The 20,698-nt window shown below is 37.7% G+C and carries 19 protein-coding genes and 2 pseudogenes; 3 read left to right on the forward strand and 18 right to left on the reverse strand.

Annotation, left to right across the window (positions count from 1 at the left end; all coding sequences use genetic code 11):
• Positions 1 to 79: 79 nt before the first annotated feature.
• The 10 genes from AC2YHV_RS21215 to eutB form a co-directional block, all read right to left on the reverse strand.
• Positions 80 to 1,531 (reverse strand): MFS transporter, encoded by a 1,452-nt coding sequence (locus tag AC2YHV_RS21215; RefSeq protein ID WP_487374056.1) that lies wholly within the window; start codon positions 1,529 to 1,531, stop codon positions 80 to 82.
• A gap of 209 nt (positions 1,532 to 1,740) precedes the next feature.
• Positions 1,741 to 3,195, reverse strand: a complete 1,455-nt coding sequence (locus AC2YHV_RS21220; RefSeq protein WP_487374057.1) for an aldehyde dehydrogenase family protein — start codon at positions 3,193 to 3,195, stop codon at positions 1,741 to 1,743.
• A gap of 21 nt (positions 3,196 to 3,216) precedes the next feature.
• Positions 3,217 to 4,272 carry a homoserine dehydrogenase gene (locus AC2YHV_RS21225; RefSeq protein ID WP_487374058.1) on the reverse strand — a complete coding sequence of 352 codons (1,056 nt, stop codon included), beginning with the start codon at positions 4,270 to 4,272 and terminating at the stop codon, positions 3,217 to 3,219.
• Positions 4,262 to 5,509, reverse strand: a complete 1,248-nt coding sequence (locus AC2YHV_RS21230; protein ID WP_487374059.1) for a M20 metallopeptidase family protein — start codon at positions 5,507 to 5,509, stop codon at positions 4,262 to 4,264. The genes AC2YHV_RS21225 and AC2YHV_RS21230 overlap by 11 nt, the downstream gene beginning before the upstream one ends.
• A gap of 35 nt (positions 5,510 to 5,544) precedes the next feature.
• Entirely contained in the window at positions 5,545 to 6,744 is a 1,200-nt protein-coding gene (locus AC2YHV_RS21235; RefSeq protein WP_331262327.1) for a cystathionine gamma-synthase family protein, read from the reverse strand.
• Between the two features lie 14 nt (positions 6,745 to 6,758).
• A complete protein-coding gene (locus AC2YHV_RS21240; protein WP_487374060.1) occupies positions 6,759 to 7,763 on the reverse strand; it encodes a cyclodeaminase in 1,005 nt (334 codons plus the stop codon).
• A 28-nt stretch (positions 7,764 to 7,791) separates the two neighbouring features.
• Positions 7,792 to 8,979, reverse strand: coding sequence for a M24 family metallopeptidase (locus AC2YHV_RS21245; protein WP_487374061.1), 1,188 nt, complete (start codon positions 8,977 to 8,979; stop codon positions 7,792 to 7,794).
• An 840-nt stretch (positions 8,980 to 9,819) separates the two neighbouring features.
• Complete coding sequence (locus AC2YHV_RS21250) at positions 9,820 to 11,532, reverse strand: PucR family transcriptional regulator (protein WP_487374062.1); 1,713 nt, start codon at positions 11,530 to 11,532, stop codon at positions 9,820 to 9,822.
• A gap of 119 nt (positions 11,533 to 11,651) precedes the next feature.
• Positions 11,652 to 11,837 carry a lyase family protein gene (locus AC2YHV_RS21255; RefSeq protein ID WP_487374110.1) on the reverse strand — a complete coding sequence of 62 codons (186 nt, stop codon included), beginning with the start codon at positions 11,835 to 11,837 and terminating at the stop codon, positions 11,652 to 11,654.
• 316 nt (positions 11,838 to 12,153) lie between these two features.
• Positions 12,154 to 13,167 carry a hydroxyectoine utilization dehydratase EutB gene (gene eutB, locus AC2YHV_RS21260; protein ID WP_487374063.1) on the reverse strand — a complete coding sequence of 338 codons (1,014 nt, stop codon included), beginning with the start codon at positions 13,165 to 13,167 and terminating at the stop codon, positions 12,154 to 12,156.
• Positions 13,168 to 13,374: 207 nt separating this feature from the next.
• Between eutB and AC2YHV_RS21265 the strand changes: the two are divergent.
• The 3 genes and pseudogenes from AC2YHV_RS21265 to AC2YHV_RS21275 form a co-directional block, all read left to right on the forward strand.
• A pseudogene (locus tag AC2YHV_RS21265) lies at positions 13,375 to 13,611 on the forward strand (Ig-like domain-containing protein); the annotation flags it as partial.
• 147 nt (positions 13,612 to 13,758) lie between these two features.
• On the forward strand, positions 13,759 to 14,049 hold the full coding sequence (locus tag AC2YHV_RS21270) for a hypothetical protein (protein ID WP_487374064.1): 291 nt from the start codon (positions 13,759 to 13,761) through the stop codon (positions 14,047 to 14,049).
• 31 nt (positions 14,050 to 14,080) lie between these two features.
• Positions 14,081 to 14,689 (forward strand): hypothetical protein, encoded by a 609-nt coding sequence (locus AC2YHV_RS21275; protein ID WP_487374065.1) that lies wholly within the window; start codon positions 14,081 to 14,083, stop codon positions 14,687 to 14,689.
• 176 nt (positions 14,690 to 14,865) lie between these two features.
• Here AC2YHV_RS21275 and AC2YHV_RS21280 read toward each other — a convergent pair whose 3' ends face one another.
• From AC2YHV_RS21280 to AC2YHV_RS21315, 8 genes and pseudogenes are all read right to left on the reverse strand, one after another.
• On the reverse strand, positions 14,866 to 15,024 hold the full coding sequence (locus tag AC2YHV_RS21280) for a hypothetical protein (protein ID WP_262870805.1): 159 nt from the start codon (positions 15,022 to 15,024) through the stop codon (positions 14,866 to 14,868).
• Positions 15,025 to 15,610: 586 nt separating this feature from the next.
• Positions 15,611 to 15,742, reverse strand: coding sequence for a hypothetical protein (locus AC2YHV_RS21285; protein ID WP_305162693.1), 132 nt, complete (start codon positions 15,740 to 15,742; stop codon positions 15,611 to 15,613).
• A 403-nt stretch (positions 15,743 to 16,145) separates the two neighbouring features.
• Positions 16,146 to 16,772, reverse strand: coding sequence for a hypothetical protein (locus tag AC2YHV_RS21290; RefSeq protein WP_487374066.1), 627 nt, complete (start codon positions 16,770 to 16,772; stop codon positions 16,146 to 16,148).
• Complete coding sequence (locus AC2YHV_RS21295) at positions 16,756 to 17,244, reverse strand: hypothetical protein (protein ID WP_487374067.1); 489 nt, start codon at positions 17,242 to 17,244, stop codon at positions 16,756 to 16,758. The genes AC2YHV_RS21290 and AC2YHV_RS21295 overlap by 17 nt, the downstream gene beginning before the upstream one ends.
• 607 nt (positions 17,245 to 17,851) lie before the next feature.
• Positions 17,852 to 18,007, reverse strand: a pseudogene (locus AC2YHV_RS21300) (JAB domain-containing protein); the annotation flags it as partial.
• 455 nt (positions 18,008 to 18,462) lie between these two features.
• Entirely contained in the window at positions 18,463 to 19,746 is a 1,284-nt protein-coding gene (locus AC2YHV_RS21305) for a YopA family protein (protein WP_487374068.1), read from the reverse strand.
• A 188-nt stretch (positions 19,747 to 19,934) separates the two neighbouring features.
• Positions 19,935 to 20,114, reverse strand: coding sequence for a hypothetical protein (locus AC2YHV_RS21310; protein WP_487374069.1), 180 nt, complete (start codon positions 20,112 to 20,114; stop codon positions 19,935 to 19,937).
• Between the two features lie 12 nt (positions 20,115 to 20,126).
• Positions 20,127 to 20,657: a hypothetical protein gene (locus AC2YHV_RS21315; RefSeq protein ID WP_487374070.1), complete on the reverse strand. Its 531-nt coding sequence runs from the start codon at positions 20,655 to 20,657 to the stop codon at positions 20,127 to 20,129.
• Positions 20,658 to 20,698 lie beyond the last annotated feature (41 nt).

Below are 20,698 nucleotides of genomic sequence, written 5' to 3' on the forward strand. Positions count from 1 at the left end.
GGGAATCTTCCTTGGTATTTTCTTTACGTTGTAAACACGCTCCTGAAGCTCCCCTAAAGATATCTAACTTTTGTATAGGTTAAATTATGTCCTGATTACTTCCCTCGACATCCTTCTCTTCCAATTCTTGCACTTCCTCTTTCCACCATAGTGCTTTATCTGGATTTTTCAAAATTTCACCAATTTCGTTTGGATCCTCAACAGCCGGCATAGATCCACGTAACGATCTACCAGCTGTTTCTTTGACAAATAAGGAAACAATGATGAGTCCGAAAAGACAAACAGTCATTAGGTAATAAGCTGGCAACATACTATTCTTGGTGATACCAACGAGCCAAGCGATTACAAGGGGTGTGGTCCCTCCAAATAATGATGTTGAAATATTGTAGGTAATTGCAAGTGACCCGTAACGTACTTTCGTAAAAAATAATGAAGGTAGTGTTGCTGGAAGTGCTCCTTGGAATGCAGCGAGTAAACTACTAAGAAGGAGCAACCCGCAAAAGACAATATAATTATTGCCGTTACCAATCATCATAAATGCTGGTACACTGAGTAAAATGACGCCTATTAAAGCTCCCTTAATAATAAGATTACGACCAATACGATCACTCAAATGTCCCATTGCTAAGATAATAGGCATCATGATAATCATAACGATAATCATTAGAATCAATCCTTTGGTTTCACCATAACCGAGTTCTTGCGTTAAATAAGCTGGCATATAAGTGAGTACCATATAGGCCATCGTGTTATAAAAGAGAACTATACCTATGCAAATTAAAAGTGGTTTCCAGTGATCGATAACAATTTCTTTAAGGGAAGTATGGTGTTTTTTATCTTCTTCTTTCATCAAAGCTTCAAAGGCAGGTGTTTCTTCTAAGCGATTCCGAAAATATAAACCGATAAATCCTAAAGGACCAGCAATCAAAAATGGAATCCGCCAACCCCATTCGACCATCTTTTCAGGACCAAGAAGGAATGTAATAAAAGTGACTAACCCAGCACCAGCAGAGAAGCCTACGAGCGTTCCAACTTCTAAACCACTCGCCATGAAACCACGTTTTTTATCTGGGGTTGATTCTGCGATAAAAGTCATTGCACCAGCATATTCTCCTCCTGTTGAAAACCCTTGGATTAGTCTAGCGATAATTAACAAGACAGGAGCATAAATACCAATAGAGGCGTAGCTTGGAATGAGACCGATGCTTAAAGTCGCTACAGCCATCATGATTAATGTAATAGATAGGATCTTCTTACGCCCGATTCGATCTCCCATCATACCAAAAACCAGACCGCCAATCGGACGTGCTATAAATGCAATAGCAAAAGTCGCAAGAGAATAGATCAACTGATGAGAAGGATCGATTTCTGAAAAAAAAACTTTACCAATCGTAACAGCTAAATATGCATATATACCAAAGTCAAACCATTCCATGGCGTTACCAAGAGAGGTCGCAAAAACGGTTTTTTTAGCAATATTAGTATCTACAACAGTGACATCCTCTTTTTTAAACTTTTGTTCATGATCCATAAATTACCTCCTTTAGTAATTACTCAACGTGATAATTATTTCAATGTTTCACCCAACCACAGATTCAAAACTTGTCATAAATGATAATAGAATGTTATATAAGTGGTCTTGTTCAGCATTATTAAAATTTATTAAGTTATCTATACTAATAGATGAATTGCATAATGGCTGAACTTATTGATTTACTTACCAAAGGCTTCAGTCTGTTTTCAGGATGAGAACGTTGAGTTCGACAATTTATAACAAACAAGTTTTGGTTCTGTCATTTCATGAATCGCAAATTTGATCCCTTCACGTCCTAGCCCTGAATTTTTCATACCACCGAACGGCATCGCATCAATTCGGTAGTCACTGCTGTCATTAATCATAATGCCACCAACATCCATCTTTGCAATGGCTTTATGGGCTTTGTCGATATTTTTTGTAAAGATACCTGCCTGTAATCCGTAACTTACTCCATTTGATTTTTCAATTGCTTCATCAAGATTCGAAACCGGGAAAAGCAAAACAACAGGTCCGAAGATTTCCTCTTTTGCAATCGTAGAATCTTCTGGTATATTTTTCAAAACGGTCGGTGAATAGAATGCCCCGTTACGCGTTCCGCCTGTCAATAATACAGCACCTTTTTGATGGGCTTCATTTACCAGATTCTCGACACGTATCGCCTCTTTTTCTGTAATAAGTGGCCCCATATCGGTAGATTCTGATTGTTTATCACCAATCTTATATTGGTTGGTACGTTTCACAAATGCTACTTCAAATTGATTAATAATATCTTCTTGAACGTATATCCGCTGGACACCAAGGCAGTTTTGACCAGCTGCCCAAAAAGCACCGGAAACCGTTGATTCTACGGCTTCTTCTACATCGGCATCCTCCAATACTATAACAGGTGAATTGGAACCTAGCTCCATACCGATTTTTTTCAATCCTGCTTTACGAACGATTCCTTCTCCTGCCTCAAGCCCACCTGTAAATGAGATCATTCGTATCGCTGGATGTGTCACAAGAACGTCACCAATCTCATGTCCGTAACCAGTTACCACGGCTAACACTTTTGGAGGAAGTCCGGCTTTAGCGAATGCTTCTGCAAGTAAAAGAGCACTTAATGGAGTGACAGTTGCCGGTTTTACGATAATGGCATTTCCTGATGCAATCGCCGGCCCTACTTTATGGGCAACAAGGTTTAATGGGTCATTAAAAGGGGTAATAGCGCCGATAATACCGATTGGAACTCGATAATAATACCCGACCCGATTCTCATTTCCTGGCATTTGATCAAATGGTATCGTCTCTCCATGAATCCTTCTTGCTTCTTCTCCACTAATTCGAAGTGTCTGAATGCATCTTGCTACTTCTTTTGTCGCTTCACGGATTGTTTTACTTCCTTCCAGCGCAATGGTTCTTGCATATTTTTCTTTATTCGCTTCGATATAATCGGCTGCTTTATTAAGGACTTCCATTCGTTCATGTACAGACATAGCAGCAGCAATTTTTGCCCCTTCTTTCGCTGCCTCGATGCATTTAAGCATATCTTCGGCTGAAGCAGCAGGCACTGTATCAATAATACTGTTATCCTGTGGATCCCTCACTTCAATAATTCGGTCACTATTCACCCATTCACCCGCAAGAAACATCTTTCGACCAGCAACTTGAGTTGTCATAACATTACCACCCTTCTTATATTAGATATTTACTAATTTCCTTTCACGATCAATGGTAATTAAGTCTATTAAGAGGGAGAATCCTGTTTCAACTTTCCCGGCACCTGCACCGCTTAAAGTCACTGTGCCTAAAAGATCACATTCGTACGCAATCGCGTTAGTGGCACCGCTTATTGAGGCAAGCGGATCTGTAACATCGACTTTTTCTGGAGCAATTGAGGCAATGACTTTGTCGCCTTCTTTACGTGCCTTGGCTAATAGCTTCCAACGCTTTCCTTCTGTTTTCGCATCTTCAATATCTTTTAATGTAATGTCAGTAATCCCTTTGCATGATACTTCTTCCACAGTAAGTGGTGCGTTCATGACATAGTTTGATAAAATGACAATTTTATATCTTGCATCATAGCCTTCAACATCACTAGTAGGATCTGCTTCTGCAAACCCTAGCTCTTGTGCCTCTTTTAACGCTTCCTCATAAGACACACCCTCTACTTCCATTTTGGTTAAAATGTAGTTTGTTGTACCATTTAAAATTCCGCGTATTTCGGTGATATCATTTCCTGCCAACGTTGCAATTGGCATACGTAAAGCAGGTGTTCCGCTCATGACCGTTCCTTCAAATCCCCAGTATACGCCATGTTTACTAGCAATTTCAGAAAGCGCTTTGTAAGCTAGAGCAACAGGACCTTTATTTGTCATGACAACATTTTTTCCACTTTCAAATGCAGCCTTACAATGGTTAATGGCGGGTTGACCTGTTTTTACATCTGTGTATGAAACCTCAATAATTGTATCTGCATTTGTTTCACGAATCGTTTTTAGGCTATCCCACCCCGTCACAAGGCCTGGCGTTTTTGGGTAGTTTTCTAGACTTCCCGTTTCTTTTAATACTCGTAAAGCTGTATCGATGTCAAGACCGCTCGGATGATAGATTGAGCCTTTCATTAAATCCGAAATTGCGACAATTGCACCTTGAAAGCCTTCACCTTGTTTTAATTCTTCTTTTTTATCACGCAGGATTTCAGCTAATCCTTGACCAACTACACCAAATCCAATAAATGCTAGTTTATGTGCCATGTTTTTGCGCCTCCAAATTATGATTGATCGGTAAGTTTACATCTCCATTTAAAAACCTTACAGCTGTATGCGCGAGAATTGCTGTTCCTATAGGTAAGCAAGTTTCGTCGATATCAAAAATCGGTGTGTGCAAATCTCTTTGAACTCCTTCTTTTTGTGCACATCCTAGAAAAAACATAGAACCCGGAATTTTTTGTGTCACATAGCCGAAGTCTTCTCCTCCTAGTCCGAATGGACGTTTCGTAATATCTATTTCAGGATAGATCTCAAGCAAGGCTTCGGTGATCCATTGATTGACTAAAGCACTATTATTTAAGGCTGGTTCTCCTCTTTCGATATTCAAGGAAAAACTCCCACCTAGATGTTCAACAATTGAAATCGCTTTCCTTAATTCTATAGCTAATAAATCTCGGATTTCGGGTGTATAACTGCGAATCGTACCTTCAATTAAGACCTCTGTTGGGATGATATTACTTGCTGTTCCTGCATGGATTTGACCTATACTAACCACCGCTGCATCCAATGCTGATATCTTGCGAGCAACAATACCGTGTAACGCTTGCATAACAGGTCCGAGCATCCATATTGGATCAGTTCCAAGTTCAGGATACGCTCCGTGGCCACCTGTTCCATAAATCTTCGCTTCAAATACATCGACATTTGCCATACTGTAACCATCACTCATTTGTACGTCGCCGACTGGAAGCCATGGACACATATGAAGGGCGATAGCAGCATCTACCTTGTCATAAACACCTGCTTGCACCATGTAAGGTGATCCAGAAAGTCCGCATTCATCCGTACTTTCCTCTGCCGGCTGAAATATGAATTTAACTGTTCCTGTTACTTCACCCTTTTTAAAGAGATCAGCAAGAATGATAGCGACACCTAGTAAAATAGCTGTATGGGCGTCATGTCCGCATGCATGCATAATACCATCATTTTTTGAGCAGTAACTTGTAGTATTTTCTTCTGTAATGGGCAGAGCATCAATATCAGCCCTGATTGCAATCGTCGGACCTTCACCAGAAGTTAATATACCGACAACGCTTGTTTCAACTGCAATTCCTCTTTCTACTTTCATTCCGTCGATTTTTTGTAACGTTTCAGCAATCAATTGGGAGGTCCCGAACTCTTGAAAGCTAAGCTCGGGATGTTGATGAAACGTGCGGCGCCATTCAATCAGTTGGTTAAACAAGCAATTAGCTTGTTTAACCATAGGATGTTTATTTGACATTCACCTCTCAACTCCTATAGTAAACTAGGTATCTATTAGACTTGCAAAACGCTCTTAACGTGATTAAATGCTTGCTCAAAATCTGCAATTAAATCTTCAATATCTTCAATTCCACAAGAAACGCGAATTAACCCTTCAGGAATTCCCATTGCTGCACGCTCTTCTGGAGTACATTCAACATGGCTTGTAGTACGAGCAGGTCCTACTGTTGTTTCAACAGCACCGAGATTCGCAGCGCGGTTTGCAAATTGTAATTTCGGAAGAAGGTCTCTTACTGTATCTACTCCGCCTTTTACTGCAAAACTAAGCATTCCACCAAAATCCTTCATTTGCTTTTTCGCAATATCGTGATGTGGATGCGATTCTAATCCTGGATAGTAGACGTTCTCTACCATTTCTTTTGATTGTAAGTATTTAGCAAGAGCCATTGCATTTTTACATTGCTCACGAACGCGAAGGTGAAGTGTTTTCATACCGCGCAACATTAGGTATGCCGCCATTGGGTCCATTGTTGCCCCATTAATTTCACGGAAGTGATAGATTTTTTCAACAAGCTCTTTAGAACCGCACACAACACCACCTAATGCATCTGCGTGACCACCAAGGAATTTTGTTGCACTATGGATTACCAAGTCTACACCTAGTGAGAGGGGGTTCTGATTGATTGGCGTCGCAAATGTATTGTCAACAATCACAAGTGCACCTGCATCACGACCCGCTTTTGCCATGCGTTCAATGTCCGTAATTTTCACGGTTGGGTTTGTCGGTGTTTCTAAGTATAAGATTTTACATCCTTTTGCAACTTCCACCTCAATTTGCTCATGGTTTCCTGTTTCGCAAAGTGAAACTTCTATTTGTTGACGTGGAAGGAATTCTGTAAAAATCTTATTCGTACCGCCGTAAGTATCTTTTATCGACACAATCCGATCACCCGGCAATAAAAAGGTGGACAATGTATTGCTAATAGCTGCCATTCCAGTTGAAAAGCTTGTTGCTGCTTCGGCACCTTCTAGAATTTTCAGTTTATCTTCAAATGCTTGAACTGTTGGATTTGTGTTACGTCCGTAAATATGGCCTTTTTTCTTTCCGATTGCCACATCATACCATTCATCCATATCATCATAACCGTAAGCTACGCTTAGCACGACCGGTACTTGTGTTGCTCCGTGAACTAAATACTCTTTTTCCCCGGCCCATACTGCTTTTGTACCCAATTTAGCGTTATTGTTTGTCATATAAACACACCTCATTAATTTTTTAATGATAACGTTTTATTTTCAACCTTTATTCCTAAATTCCGTTTCGCCATTTCGTTATAAGCAAAAAGTGCAATCGCTGTATCTTGAACTCCTGTTCCCGTTAAATCACAAACGGTAATTTCTCCGTCATTTTCACGGCCTCTCAACTCTTTCAATGTTAATTGACCAAGTTCAATAATGGATAATTCTTTTGTTAACACACCACTATCAAGCGCGTGATGCAATTCTCCAAGTCTGGAACATTGTGCTTTCGTATCACACACAAGCTTATCCGCTCGTGCCAGCACTTCAGCTTCTAACTCTTGCTTATGTTCAGCATCAGATCCCATTGCTGTAATATGAAGGCCTGGATGCAGCCATTCGGCTTTGATAATCGGCTCTTTTGATGGGGTTGTGGTTATAATCAAATCACTGTTCCGAACAACTTGTTCAGCATTGTCCATCACTTGGACTTCAATGCCTATTTCTGCTGCCATATCTTCTGCATACTTTTTTGCACGATCAGTCGAACGAGCATACACTAGTATTTTCTTAAAATCGCGTATCAATTTTAAAGCCCTAACCTGGAATCTTGCTTGACTTCCAGCGCCAATTACGCCAACTGTTGCAATATTTTCCCGTGAAAGGTACTTGGCAGCAATCGCTCCCGCTGCAGCAGTTCTAACCTCAGTTAAATAGCCATTATCTAAAAGAAGCGACTGTGGAATACCAGTTTGTGTACTAATCAACATCATTAGCCCATTCCCACTAGGAAGACCTAGCTTATAGTTATTAAAGAATCCCGAAGAAACCTTTATCGCAAACATGTCTTTGCCCTTGACATATGCTGTTTTTACATCTACTTCGCCATTTTGATCGTGAACATCAATACGCATAATCGGTGGCATTTCCACTTCTTTTTTGGCTAGTTTAGAAAATCCTTCTTCTACGATGCTGATTGCTTCAAGATTTAATGGCACATATTGTTTAAGCTCCTGCTCAGTATATATAAGCATGGTGCCGATTCAACTCCTTTAATGGTGTCTAGTTTTTTGTAAGGACTCCATCTTTGATGAACAAATGTCTTGGAAGTGATGCAAATGTTTCACAGCCAGTTTCTGTTACACGAAATGATTCACTCGCTTCAAATCCATACTGATCTAACCAAATCCCTGGAATGAGATGGAATGTCATATTCGGCTGAAGAATCGTTTTATCTCCTTTACGGATACTAGCTGTATGCTCACCCCAATCAGGAGGATAGTTAAGTCCCATTGCGTATCCAAGTCGTGACTCTTTTATGATCCCGCTTTTCTTGATTGATTTTCTCCAGGTTTCTTCAATTTCTTCACATGCAATGCCTGGCTTAATCATGTCAAGACACGTGTTCAATCCCTCGACAACCACTTCTGAAAGCACTTTTATTTTTTCGGAAGGTTGACCGATATTAACTGTTCTTGCGAGTGGTGAGTGATAGCGCTTGTAGCAACCAGCCAATTCTAGAATTACTGTATCTCCTTGTTTATAGCGTTCATCTGTCCACGTTAAGTGTGGAGTTGATGTTTTCTCTCCTGATGGAAGCAGTGGCATAATTGCTGGATAATCACCACCGAATTCTTCTGTTCCAGTGATTTGGGAATGGAAAATTTTCGCAGCGACATCGCATTCACGAACACCTTTATTGATTAGTCCAATTCCATCCATCATTGCTTTTTCAACAATTATCGCAGCACGCTTCATGTACTCAATCTCTAGATTTGATTTCACATTACGAACCCAGTTTACTAAAAGCGTTGCATCTTGAAACGAGGCATTTGGTAGTCCCTTCTTTAGCTGTTCATAGCATTTTGCGGTGAAATAATAGTTTTCCATCTCAACACCTATGGAACGTTTATCTTGGCCAATTTGTTTTACAATATCGGCTACAAAGTCCATTGGGTGCTTTGTATCGGATTGTACATAATCGTCTGGGTACGGAATGATGTTTTCGTGGTAAAGCCATGTTGTTACTTTGGCCCCGTTTGCATCTTGCCCCCTTCCAATCCAAATCGGTTGATCTTCGTCACTAATAATCACTAACATTTGATGTACATAGAAGGACCAACCGTCATAACCGGATAAATAGTTCATATTTGCCGGATCTGTAATAAGTAATACTTCAATCCCTTTTGATGCCATTCTCTCTTTTGTTTTACGAATTCTCTCTTTATACTCTGCTGTTCCAAATGACATGGGAACATTCCCTCCTCGTTCAACTAAGTTTTTAATTTTTTTAACTCTATGGGTTCATTATAATGGTAGAACGAAAATTCTATCATCCGCAAAAATGTATGAAAATTCAAACAAGTTTGTAGTCAAATTATAAAGTTTAATAAAATCGAAAAAGCTGACCAAAAACCTATACATTTTATCCTTTCAATAAGACTTTCTATTTATAAGGAATGCATTCTAGCTACGAAGTTCAAAAAAGACGATTATTCAAGAAACTAGGTTATTCGTCCCAATACTACTTCACCTAGAAAAACAAAATAGACCGTCATGAAAATCTTTGTAACTAGACTTTCATGATGGTCTAAATTTTTCCGATCCGCAAGAATGATAGACTACCGGTCGTACTCCTGAATATACTTTGAATTATCTAAGTAGATATCTCTATAACCTTCATCGGATTGTAAAAAGCCCCTTTTGAAAAACGGGCAATAAGTTCATAATCTTTGTAAGGGTCGTCGCTTCAAGGATAGCTTTTGTTATTTTCCGAATTTCAAAATTTGAGGATCCAGATTCAAGCTCCATCATCAATGCAACAACAGCTGGTGTTGTACTACACCAGCGGCAAAATGAAGTAGGGCATAACAAGATTTCGGCACCACCTACAAATGGTACAACGTATTTACGTTTATCAAGATGTTATTCTTCATCAGCCGGTACACGTTCTAGTGCAATACAGCTACCATACTTGATTCTTCAGCAATTTTTGCCTGTTCAGCATTGATTGCGCCACCTTTTAGCATTTCACCATACCGCGTTTTATACATTAGGACCTTTACTTACCGTATGTTTCTATCTCCGAATTTATCTTTGTTGTGTTATTTTTTCAGTTACACCCAATTTCCAAGTCTTAATACTTAAATCCAATAAAAATAAATCCTCTGGATCTATAAGAGAAAGTCCTGTCAATGATTCAATCTTTCTTAGGCGGTACAACAAGGACTGTCTATGTAAATTCAATGACCTTGCCGTTTGGCTTACATTACCTTGAAACTGATTATATACACTAAAGGTCTCAATTAAATCCATATTACGCTGATTGTCATATTGAACAAGTGGTTCAATCGTTGACATTATGACTTCTTTCATTTCGTTATTCTGAGCAAGATTTAAGAGCACACGGTCAACGCGTGTTTTCTCGTACATCATACGATTCCCTGTTCCCTTTTTACGTCTTCCAATATTTAAAGCAACGTTTGCATGTTGATAGCTTTCTGCAAATCCATTAAAATCTTCACTGTAGTTTCCTATTCCCCAAGATATGATAACTTCTGGAAGTAAATTTCCTAAACGGCGTTCTACTAGGTCTAAGAAATTTGTAGCATTTTCATTTTCAGTTTTGCTAGGAATTTCAAGAAAAATAAGGAGCTGTTCCCCTTGGTATGTCATCATTACTTCTCTTTTAAGAGATTGTGCTGCGTAATAAATTTCTTCTTCAATATAGCGAATCATATTTTCAAGCCAATGCTCAAATGAATCATCATCTTGTTTTCGCTTCCGAAAAAGCACCTCTAGGTTTTCAGGGTACCCTACAATGGAAACGTAAGGCAGCTTTATATTGTATCCGAGTAATTTGGCTCTTGAACTAGCCTGATCACTTGAAACAAATTCACCTTTGGCAAGCTCTTGTACAAAATCACTGCGAAGACGCATTTTCGTATCCTCAACGGCATTTTTTCTTGAAAGCCAAAGAGCGATTGTTGTAGCTGAATGCTCTAACACGTTCACGCGATATTGGGTTAAATAGGAGTCTACAGATGTCTTACGAGGTAATAACACAAATATATAGCCTTGAGCATCCCCTAAAACCTGCAGTACCGGGAGCTGTAGTATCGTCTGATCTTTTATTTCAACCATTTGAAACTTCTGAAACATAGGATCATGCGTTTCTATGTATGTTTCTTTTCTTAAAGGAAGAATCCCCTGTAACACATAATTCTTCCACTCTTTAATAAAGCTTTGAGTATGGCTACTTATTTCTTGAATTGATCCTGATCGGTCGGTAATGATGATCGAACAGCCAATAAGTCTTTGGATGAATTTTGTAATATGGTTAAGGTCTGTTTCTTTAAGAATTAACTTCAACAGCTCTTGCTGTACCTTCTCTGATTTTTCCCGTTCTTTGTAATGAATATCGTTAATCTCTTTCATAACCTTTTCAATAATCCTGGAAAAACGGAGTTCCCATGGGAGTTCTATAATCATAAAATTATGCTTCTCTGCTAAATCAATTACTTCTTTTGGAATATCGAATATATGCCTTCCCGTTGCGATTAACAGTGCTGATGCTTCAGAGTCTATAACATCTTGTACAAACGTTTTTAATGTTTCAACATCGTTGTTACATCCAATAGCAGTCGTTAATACAACCTCATTTTTACGAACAAAATTTTCCACTGGCATCTCTATCACAGAAATCCATTGAATATATCGTTCGTTTTCAAAATTTTTTCCAGTTATTATTCTAGCCTTTTTCATAATCTCGTAATTTAAAACATCCTTTATAGTTAATCTCATGTTGTCCCCCTCTGACCATCTAAAGATTAAAAAAGATAAAAAACTACTATTTATAGGAAACCATATTATCAGGATACCGTCTACTGTACTCCGCTTTTTATTGAGGTAATATTTTGAAATTACGTTCTACTACAGAGTCTATGTGTTTCAAATTCTTGGCCAAGACGGATAGGGATTGCGTCTTGAAGTTTGTTCTCTCCCATTTTTATCACATGATTGAATTGGTGTGGTTTTTTCTTAAATACAGCTTGTATCTTTTGCTTCGTCTGTAGTAAATGTTCGGGGTTAGGGTTTGTATTATGGATCTCAGTTAGAAGGTCATCGCTAGTTGATTGTACATATTTACACGGCTGTTAGGACTTAATTGCATGTATCCCCTTTCTCACATTCATCGCTGCTTTTACAATGGATTACTAAGTCCCTGTTATTGCTACTGCCTTTAATCACTATTGTTTATGCTTTAATTAAATTCTTCATGTATCCGATTTCCTGTAAATAGGAAGTTCAATGGCACTAATGTTTGGATGACATTTTATGCTTCTTGGCCCTTCCCTCAATCCTAAAAAATCGTTTTTAATTTTCACATTATCAAGACTGATGTCACTACTATAGGAGATAAGCTCACCCTTTATTTTCAAAGGTATAATTTTGGATTAACTTAAGCAGTATCGAAAGATCAACGTTTTGTCCACTTATAATAACGGCGATATCACCATCTTGCTGAGGAATTTTGTTTCCTAAAACAGCCGCAATTCCCGTTGCTGCCGCGCCCTCCATAATGATTCGGTGTTTATCCATCATCAAAGCCATACTAAATGCAATCTCATTTTCAGGTATGAGTACCACATCATCTATATATTGCCGGACCATTTCAAACGTGTATTGATTATCAAGGCCAATTCCACCTAATAAACTATCAGCGAGTGTCTCGCTTTCCTCTAGTTTTACTGGTTTACCAGCTTTCAAACTTTCATACATGACTGCTGATTGTTCCATTGAAACACCAGTTACTCTTATATCATCATCACATGACTTTAATGCCAAGCCAATTCCGGAGAGAAGCCCACCACCTGAAAGGGGAACAATTACATCTGTTAGATTAGGAAGATCCTCTAACAATTCCAAGCCAATTGTTCCTTGTCCAGCTATGACGTGAGGATCATCAAATGGTTGAATCACCGTTAATCCTTTCCCTCTTTCCAGCTCATAGCAACGCTCTCCTGCGGCATCTTGGCTATCACCAACTATCTCAATTTGAGCTCCCAGTCTTTTTAATGAATCAACTTTTGCTTTTGGTACTCGATTTGAAATGCATACAACAGCATCAATCCCTATTTTTTTTGCTACATATGCTACAGCCATACCATGGTTTCCAGTTGAAAACGTTGCAACCCCACGTTTCTTTGCTTCTTCACTCAAGCTGAGTATCTTATTGGCAGCTCCCCTTACTTTAAATGCTCCCACCTCATGAACATTTTCAAGCTTTAAAAAAACAGGACGGCCAGTTTTTTCTGATAGTATAGTAGATTGAATCAATGGAGTTCTACTTACAATTGAAGCGATTCGTTTTCTTGCTTCCCAAACATCACGGATTTTCATATCTTTTCTTTCCTTTGTTAGTTTTGCATTATTCATATTATCCTCCCCCTCCTTGATAATTAGGTATTCATAAGATAAATGCTAATTCCTTCTATAAGATATATCAATTGTAAAAACTGACTATAAAAGGGTGGGATTTTTCATACAGTTTGTTTTATAAAACTATTATATTTAGTTTACATAATAACTAAAAAAGATGAAATAGATGCACGACTCAGTGATTAAAGCTATGCACCAAATAAGCCAACAGTAAATAAAGTAGATGACAATGATAAAGTTGTCACGGGTAAAGCAGAAGCTAATTCAACTGTAACTGTGAAGGCAGGAAGTAAATCACTCGGTTCAGCTAAAGCAAGTTCTAAGGGCAACTATTCAGTCAAGATTAAAGCACAGAAAAAAGGAACTACACTTTCAATAACTGCAAAAGATAAGGCAGGAAATACTAGTTCTAAGGCAACTACCAAAGTTGTAAAACATTAAGTTCAATATGACAAAGGGGAGCCTGGCGGCTCCCTTTTTACCATTTTTCGGACCTAAAACCAGGTCAAAATAATATTCATATAAAGATTAAGACTAATAAAATTACTAGTTATAGTAGCATTAATTTAAAGAGGTGTATTAGGTGAGATGACGGATAAGAAAGAAGAAATGCTTGAAATTGCTTTTAAAATATCGGCAAAGGTTTTAGCAAGTTATTTAACTGATTTTCAGTTAATCGCTCATACTTGCGATGAAGAAATGGATACAGAGTGGGCTTCTAATACCTTAGAAAAAAATGCTCTATATAAGTATCTTAGTGAAATTTACTTTAAGACTGAATACTGGAAGCAACAAGAAGCTATGCAAAAGAGAACTTCAGATAAATGGAAAGAGTACGAACTTGCTAAAAAGGTTATTCAGCTACCAAAAAAAAATTAATCAGCGGGTCGACTAGTCTAGGGGGATTTAAATGAAGAAGATGTTAGGTATTGCGTGTATGTCCGTCGTCTTGTTGTCAGCTTGTCAAGGACAATCAGAGCGTACAGGTGAGGCGGAATCAGAGGAACCGAAAAAAGAAGAAACTGAAATCATGGAAGAAGTAAAACCGACGTTTACGTTCGTAGATGTTGAGAAGCTGAAGAAAGCAGAATCCTTCGAAGAAGCTTTTGATAATTATTTTGGTCATGATAGGCATTTCACCGCTTATGAATATGGGGATGAAAACGAAGAGATTCTATTTGGTGGTCCTATCAGAGAACTCGATTCGACACAAATTGCTGATGATACATTAGAGGTTTATATTGAAATGAAAAGAGGGGTAGATACGCGGGCGGAAATGATAGATTTCCTTCATTATCTGAAAGTTAGTGGATTGTTGGAAGTAAAAGAACCGTTTCCGAATGACCCATATGGAGATGTATTCAAGATTAGAATGATGGTTTATCCTGAGACGAAGCCTGGTATGAATACGCCAGAGGTTTATCAAACGTGGGAAATCAGTAATAAGAAAGTTAAAGCCATGGATTTCAGCGATAAATCAGACATATTAGAATCCGCTGGTTCGTATGGAAAGTGGTGAAGTAATCAGCGGGATCGTTGATTGCCGAAATCAATGCTTCCGGAGCTCTCCTTTACAGTGTCTGAATATTTACTTTAAAATTGGGGTATGTTATCCTTATATTAACATAAACTAAAAACACCCCCATGCTGGTAACATGAGGGTGACAACTAGCAAGAGTGGTTGGTCACAACTACTTAATCAGAAGAATCAGAAGAAGAACCATTTCCATCTTGGAGGGCGGAGTGGTTCTTTTTCTTTTTCTTACTGAACGCAGATAGGATGAGACTGGTTGCTACAGCAACTATAATGTCTTTACCAATATCTGTTACAATGTTCAATAGGAAATGTATCATGCGGTCACCTCCCTTCCCATCTATCATTAGATGGCAAAGGTGAAACTGTGACCTCCCACTCTATCCTCAGTTGTCCCTCTATTTTATCATATCTTTCCCATTCTAGTAATTATATGCAATAAAAGTCTAATAAATAACTTTCACATAAAAAAGAAGGCTATTCACCCTCTTCTACTAACTTAACTTAATTCCCTTTGTTTACAAGAGTACCTAATCGGTCAACAATATCTCCTAACTCCCATATCATTTTATTCGTAAAATACAAATTTTACGCAAAGATTAATAATTTGCCAAACTCTCTTCCTCATAAATATAGAGCTTATGTAAAAGATGGTTTCAATTAGGCAGTTACTCTAGGACAAAAGGAAACTATCTTATATTTATAGAGATCACTTTTAACATTATATATTCTATCGAGGTGTATGGTCTTGAATATGACCTTCTTTTTCGAGTGATAAATCAATAAAGAGAACTGATGTCGATATATCAGTTCTCTTTTAAAAATTTTTTCTATATTCTTTATTTGTTATATGAGAAGAAGTTTATAGTGGAATCAAAAAAGATCAGTCCCTACTAAACCTTCCCATTATTCTTTCTTGTCATTATTCTCTTGGTTATTCTTTTCTGAAATTCGTCTTTGCTTGGCTTTCGTCTCAGCATTCACATGGTTTGCATCATTTGGTTTATTTTTTTTAGAACCTCTTGCATCATTACTCATACTTATTCACCTCCCGCGGCGGCCTATATACGTATGTTAGCTTACTCTTGCCTCCAAATTTTATACGCCTCACCTGGATGTAGCACATCGCTAACTAGCAAAAAGACATCCCGTACAGACCGCGGACAACATTATTTCAATCACACAAAAAGAGCAAACCCGTTTAGAGTCCGCTCTTGTAATGATTCAAAAATATCCCCATCAAAACTTATATCCCTTCGATGTTCAAATTCAATTGCACCCTATTCACTACGTGAAAACCGAAAGATGTGCTTATAAATGAATTCAGAAGTACTCGCTTAATCGCAGGATTTCATCACCCTTGAACCTCATTGCAAAAGATCATTTTTAAAAGGATAGTTGTAACTATCCTTTCTCTATGCCTGATTTTTTTGACCGCTTATCAAAAGTAATCCTCAAAGTTCAATAAAATGGCCTTCATGGCTTGGGTTGAGTTTCCCTTTTCTTTAATCCTTTTCAGAAAGTCCATGAACAAAATAACCAGTAAATCCTCGACCTTCAACTCTTCATCCATCAAGTATGGGGAAATGTCATGCAGGAATACCTCACCCCGGTAAATCTCCGACTCCTTGATTCGAAGGGTGATCTCTGCTCGTTTTTCTTCTGAGGTCACCTCGATTTCCTCTTCCCTTTGCTCGAAAGAGAAAAGGTTGGTCGTCACCTGCTTCAATACCCTTTTTTCGATCATCGGCCGTTCCAGGAATTTTTTCTTGGAAGAAATCAAAAACGGACAGAGCTGTTCATATTTGGCCCCTTTTTTCACTTGTTCCAGAAAATCGAAGTATAAGAGGGCAATAAGGTGATACAAGCTTAGGTTTTGCGGAGCCTCTTCAAACAAATCCTTCAAGTCCTCGACGAATACCTCCCCCCTTAAAAATTCATAATAGGGTACCTCGATTTGCAGATATCGATATTTTGGCAAGAAGTAATCAAAAAAACTCTTTTTTTCCTTGGTCCCGTAAAACAGCTTGTTCGATAAAAGGTTGAATTGACTATAGGATTTCTTCAATGGAACCCCCTCTTTCTAGCCAGGCAACGGTATGATGGATCATGCAAAAGGCAACCCTCCGATCGGATAGGTCCTTCAAGATGGCGACTTCATGCAATCCTCCCCTTTCGCCGTATTCCGTTTCCAGCAAATAGGTATGCATATATTCCTTCGTGTCCGTATATTCCATTGCAAAATTCACATCCTTCCATCTAGTCAAACCGAACCTTAGCAATAAGGTATTGCAGGCCGTTTGGGTCAAGGATTTTCCCGTCTTTTGCTTATATATCAGATTTAACGTTTTGCACAGCGTCCGGAGCTTGACCTTCATGACATAATCGACAGGGAACTTAATGTCATGCTGCTTGTCTTTCCTGACTTTTCTCACCGACGTTATTCTGTGCGAAGGACTTTCGGAAGATGTTTTTTGAATAGCTTTTGGTTTTGGATCCTTTTGCTTCATTTCCTCGAAAAAAGGGTTCAATGATGACATCCCTTCCCTCCTCTCCCCTCTCATTCTGTAAAAATGGAAACATACCTCAGGGTCACTTTGCCAGTTTTCCACTTTACTAACAATATAGTGGGGAAGGGGTCACTTTAGAACCGGGGAATGTATGAGCTTCCTTTACCATGGCAATACTATTTAGCAAGAATATTAAATTGCGAGGGATATATATGATGAAAAAGAACAAAAAGGATACGGAGATAAAGAAACAGTTTGCGAAACTAATGGAACAGGCGGGTAAAAAGGCTGGAGGAAAAATTGTAAAAGTAAAGATAAAGTAAGAAGAAAGCGAAGGAGTAACATTCTGAAAACTTGTATTACGAGCGTAGAATATTTGCTCAGTAAATTGTTCCTTCTACCTGAAGAGGCTACTGTAAGTTTTAGAGGATGCATCAGCAACCGGCAAGCAGGCTCGATGCCTGCTCTAAATCGAGAAAAAACGGATGTTTTTTTCTCCATCCGTGAACGCACCAGCTGACGATCCAGCCGGTGTGCCTCCTTTTATTGGTTGTTTCCTTCAGTGCTTTCCAAAAGGGACTCAGTCCCTAGAGAACAAAAGGGAGAACCATCCCCCTCTTGCTCGTCTTTTTTCTTATTATAAATACCCCTTTTCTTTTAAGCTAACATACTTACCCGTATGGGAAACAATCAAATGGTCTAACACTTCAATTCCAATAATTTTCCCTGCTTCCGCCAATCGCTTTGTGACTTCAATGTCTTCCATACTCGGGGTCGGGTCACCCGATGGGTGGAAAAGGACATGTTTCTCCTTGGCAAGTTCGGTTATACCTAACTTACCCATTTTTTGATTGTATTTAAAATAAAGTTTGATCAAATTGATATTTAAAAATCTTGGTAAACGAAAAGAAAGAGCGTGTTTTGAGATTGATCAAAACACGCTCTTAATATATTCAGTTGAATGATTCTTTTATAAAATTGTTTGATCATTTTCCATACTTCTTAATGAACTAACGCACCCTATAGTTTAAGTAGAAATCTTCACAATCTTTTCTTTACCCTAACAAGATCTAACCTCTTAAATTTGTTGAGGCTTTACAAAAAGACGCCCTCTTATTAAAGAAAAGCGCCCTATTCTTGAAGACTTGAATTCGAGATATAATCTTCCGTTTAAGCCCCAGTTTGTTGAAGCCTTGGTTTAAAGATAAATAAATACTAAAAAAATAACCTTCTTCCGATAGACTGATACTATTTCCATGGCAGAGTATCATATATCCCTTCCCACGAAGGAAAATTAAGCCGATTAGTGAATTCACCCTCATATCCAATTAAATACAAAAGAAGCATTTCAGTATAATACACTCCCAACTGGTTTATTAAGAACTTATCAAGTGAAGAGTAACTATCTATACTTGTGTTACGTTTTGGGTGAGCTATATGATTTCTGTATTTTACTAATAAATGGGGACCAGAATCAAACCCATCACTGTATTTCTTGAGCTCACCACTGAGAACAGTTTTTATAGAGAGTTCATCTAATATTGTTTCTAGATTTGTTTGAAAATTATTTTTATCGAACTTTGTTTTACTAATGATTTGAGGGGTTTGTTGAGTTAGTAAAACAAAAGATAGTTTTTCTAAAGCGATCTGGGAATTGATGGTCTTATTTTCTATAAATGTTGCATTTAATGTTTCAACATACCAATGTATAGTTTCTTGTATAATTCTCTTTATAAACTCATCATTAAACTTTGAAGCAAAATTATGGAATAGACTTTCAATAACAGTGCCTTTATGTTTAGGAAACCAGTTAGGCACTTCACGAAAGGGGCTCATTAAAGGCACTGAAAATTCCCTATATTGCTCCCCCTCTTGGTCTTCCCCGATCTTTATTGGAATACCTATGTGTCTACCTGCACAAAGAGTAAAAATCCATACAAATATCTCTTCTATTTCAGAAACCTCTGATTTCTTAAACTTACTCCCATCTTTTTTTTCTATTTTTATAATGTGGGTAATATTGTGTCCGTTTCTATCCTTTAAGTTTGAAAAGATTCTCTTATCTTTGTAATCATGACGTCGTTGCAAATTTAATTTCCAGTCTTCATATTCTATAGTAATTCCACCTCGATAGTGAAAATCACCTCTAGTGATGTTGTCTCCCAGATACTTAACGAAATTATTTACATGCAAGTAATAACTGTCCATATAAAAATCTTTATCATCTTTTAATTGATATAACACTATACCTTTAGCTACATGATTATTTTGTACTAAATCTAAGCTTGCCTTAGTTGGTAACATCCCAGGAACTTCTAAAATAATATCTTTCTCATCCATAAGTATATCGAAATTTACTTTTTCAGTTTCACCTTGAAATCTAATGGTTGGTTTTGGATAAAAGTAAAATTCAATAATGCCGTATAATTGGACTACCTGACTTTCGCTTAATAACTTAAAATTACCTTCATAAATTTTAAATTTATCATGAACCTTAAAAAAACTGGAATCAATAGCTCTAGTTGAATGCAAATTATCACTCCCTAAAATAAAAAAGATGGCCCTTAACATAAAGAAAGAGTACAATTCTTGCTGCGGAATTGCGCCCGAGTGTTGAATAAGTATTATTTCTTGTGGCACATAATCAAGTAAGCTACTAGATACTCATGATTCACCTTTTACTTCAAAATATACTTTACTCAAAAAAAGAAGCCAAATACTTACTCGGCATCTTCTTTTTGAGTGTGTCTTTCACTATGTTCAAGTTTACTCCTTAATTCAGGAAAGCCTTGATCTTCATTAACAGACTTCGTTTTTAACTTTGGATAGTCGTTTGACGATGATTTCGACCCACCACCATCTAAATCTTTCATTAAGTCGCCCAGTGATTTTTCTGACATTTAATCACCTCCCTACATATTTACAGTTAACCCATATAAAAAGATAGTAGCAAACAAAGAAATAACAAGGGGGTAAATGCCTTTCTTGTAGAACTTTACCTTATCGTTATTCTTGGCATGGTTATGTGTAATAACTTCGTTGTATTTTTCAGTTATTGCCATTGCAAAAATATCAACTGAATATGCACCATTTTCTCTATTAAAATCTTCAATATCTAGTCTTTTATATTCATCTATGAACAAGACCCTTAAAAGATGATAAAGAGAGTAAACAATTCCCCCTATAGATAAAACCAAAAGAATAAAATAAGAGAAATAGTAAAATAAAACACCGACGCTTTCAATTGCATTTTTTAATTCTATTATTTTTATATTTGACACAGCAAAAGTTAAAATGGCTGCACCTAAGGTAATTAAAATACCCGATCTAGTTTCTAATGCTGTTTTTCTTGCAGCTTCATAGTCATATTCTTTTTGAATTACTGCTAACATAAGTTCCCCTGATGGGTATTTTGTTACTGTACCTCTCTCTTCATTATCCATAAATATACTCCCTATTTTACCATTTTATTCATTATATACTC

The organism is Peribacillus sp. SRI_006 (genome assembly GCF_057586375.1).

Excerpts from the sequence above, each read along its gene's own strand:
- AC2YHV_RS21215 (WP_487374056.1), bottom strand. The coding sequence starts at position 1,531 with ATGGATCATGAACAAAAGTTTAAAAAAGAGGATGTCACTGTTGTAGAT.
- AC2YHV_RS21270 (WP_487374064.1), top strand. The coding sequence starts at position 13,759 with ATGACGGATAAGAAAGAAGAAATGCTTGAAATTGCTTTTAAAATATCG.
- AC2YHV_RS21245 (WP_487374061.1), bottom strand. The coding sequence starts at position 8,979 with ATGTCATTTGGAACAGCAGAGTATAAAGAGAGAATTCGTAAAACAAAA.
- AC2YHV_RS21250 (WP_487374062.1), bottom strand. The coding sequence starts at position 11,532 with ATGAGATTAACTATAAAGGATGTTTTAAATTACGAGATTATGAAAAAG.
- AC2YHV_RS21240 (WP_487374060.1), bottom strand. The coding sequence starts at position 7,763 with ATGCTTATATATACTGAGCAGGAGCTTAAACAATATGTGCCATTAAAT.
- AC2YHV_RS21295 (WP_487374067.1), bottom strand. The coding sequence starts at position 17,244 with ATGTCATCATTGAACCCTTTTTTCGAGGAAATGAAGCAAAAGGATCCA.
- AC2YHV_RS21235 (WP_331262327.1), bottom strand. The coding sequence starts at position 6,744 with ATGACAAACAATAACGCTAAATTGGGTACAAAAGCAGTATGGGCCGGG.
- AC2YHV_RS21315 (WP_487374070.1), bottom strand. The coding sequence starts at position 20,657 with ATGGATAATGAAGAGAGAGGTACAGTAACAAAATACCCATCAGGGGAA.
- AC2YHV_RS21310 (WP_487374069.1), bottom strand. The coding sequence starts at position 20,114 with ATGTCAGAAAAATCACTGGGCGACTTAATGAAAGATTTAGATGGTGGT.
- AC2YHV_RS21285 (WP_305162693.1), bottom strand. The coding sequence starts at position 15,742 with ATGAGTAATGATGCAAGAGGTTCTAAAAAAAATAAACCAAATGATGCA.
- AC2YHV_RS21275 (WP_487374065.1), top strand. The coding sequence starts at position 14,081 with ATGAAGAAGATGTTAGGTATTGCGTGTATGTCCGTCGTCTTGTTGTCA.
- AC2YHV_RS21220 (WP_487374057.1), bottom strand. The coding sequence starts at position 3,195 with ATGACAACTCAAGTTGCTGGTCGAAAGATGTTTCTTGCGGGTGAATGG.
- AC2YHV_RS21280 (WP_262870805.1), bottom strand. The coding sequence starts at position 15,024 with ATGATACATTTCCTATTGAACATTGTAACAGATATTGGTAAAGACATT.
- AC2YHV_RS21225 (WP_487374058.1), bottom strand. The coding sequence starts at position 4,272 with ATGGCACATAAACTAGCATTTATTGGATTTGGTGTAGTTGGTCAAGGA.
- eutB (WP_487374063.1), bottom strand. The coding sequence starts at position 13,167 with ATGAATAATGCAAAACTAACAAAGGAAAGAAAAGATATGAAAATCCGT.
- AC2YHV_RS21230 (WP_487374059.1), bottom strand. The coding sequence starts at position 5,509 with ATGTCAAATAAACATCCTATGGTTAAACAAGCTAATTGCTTGTTTAAC.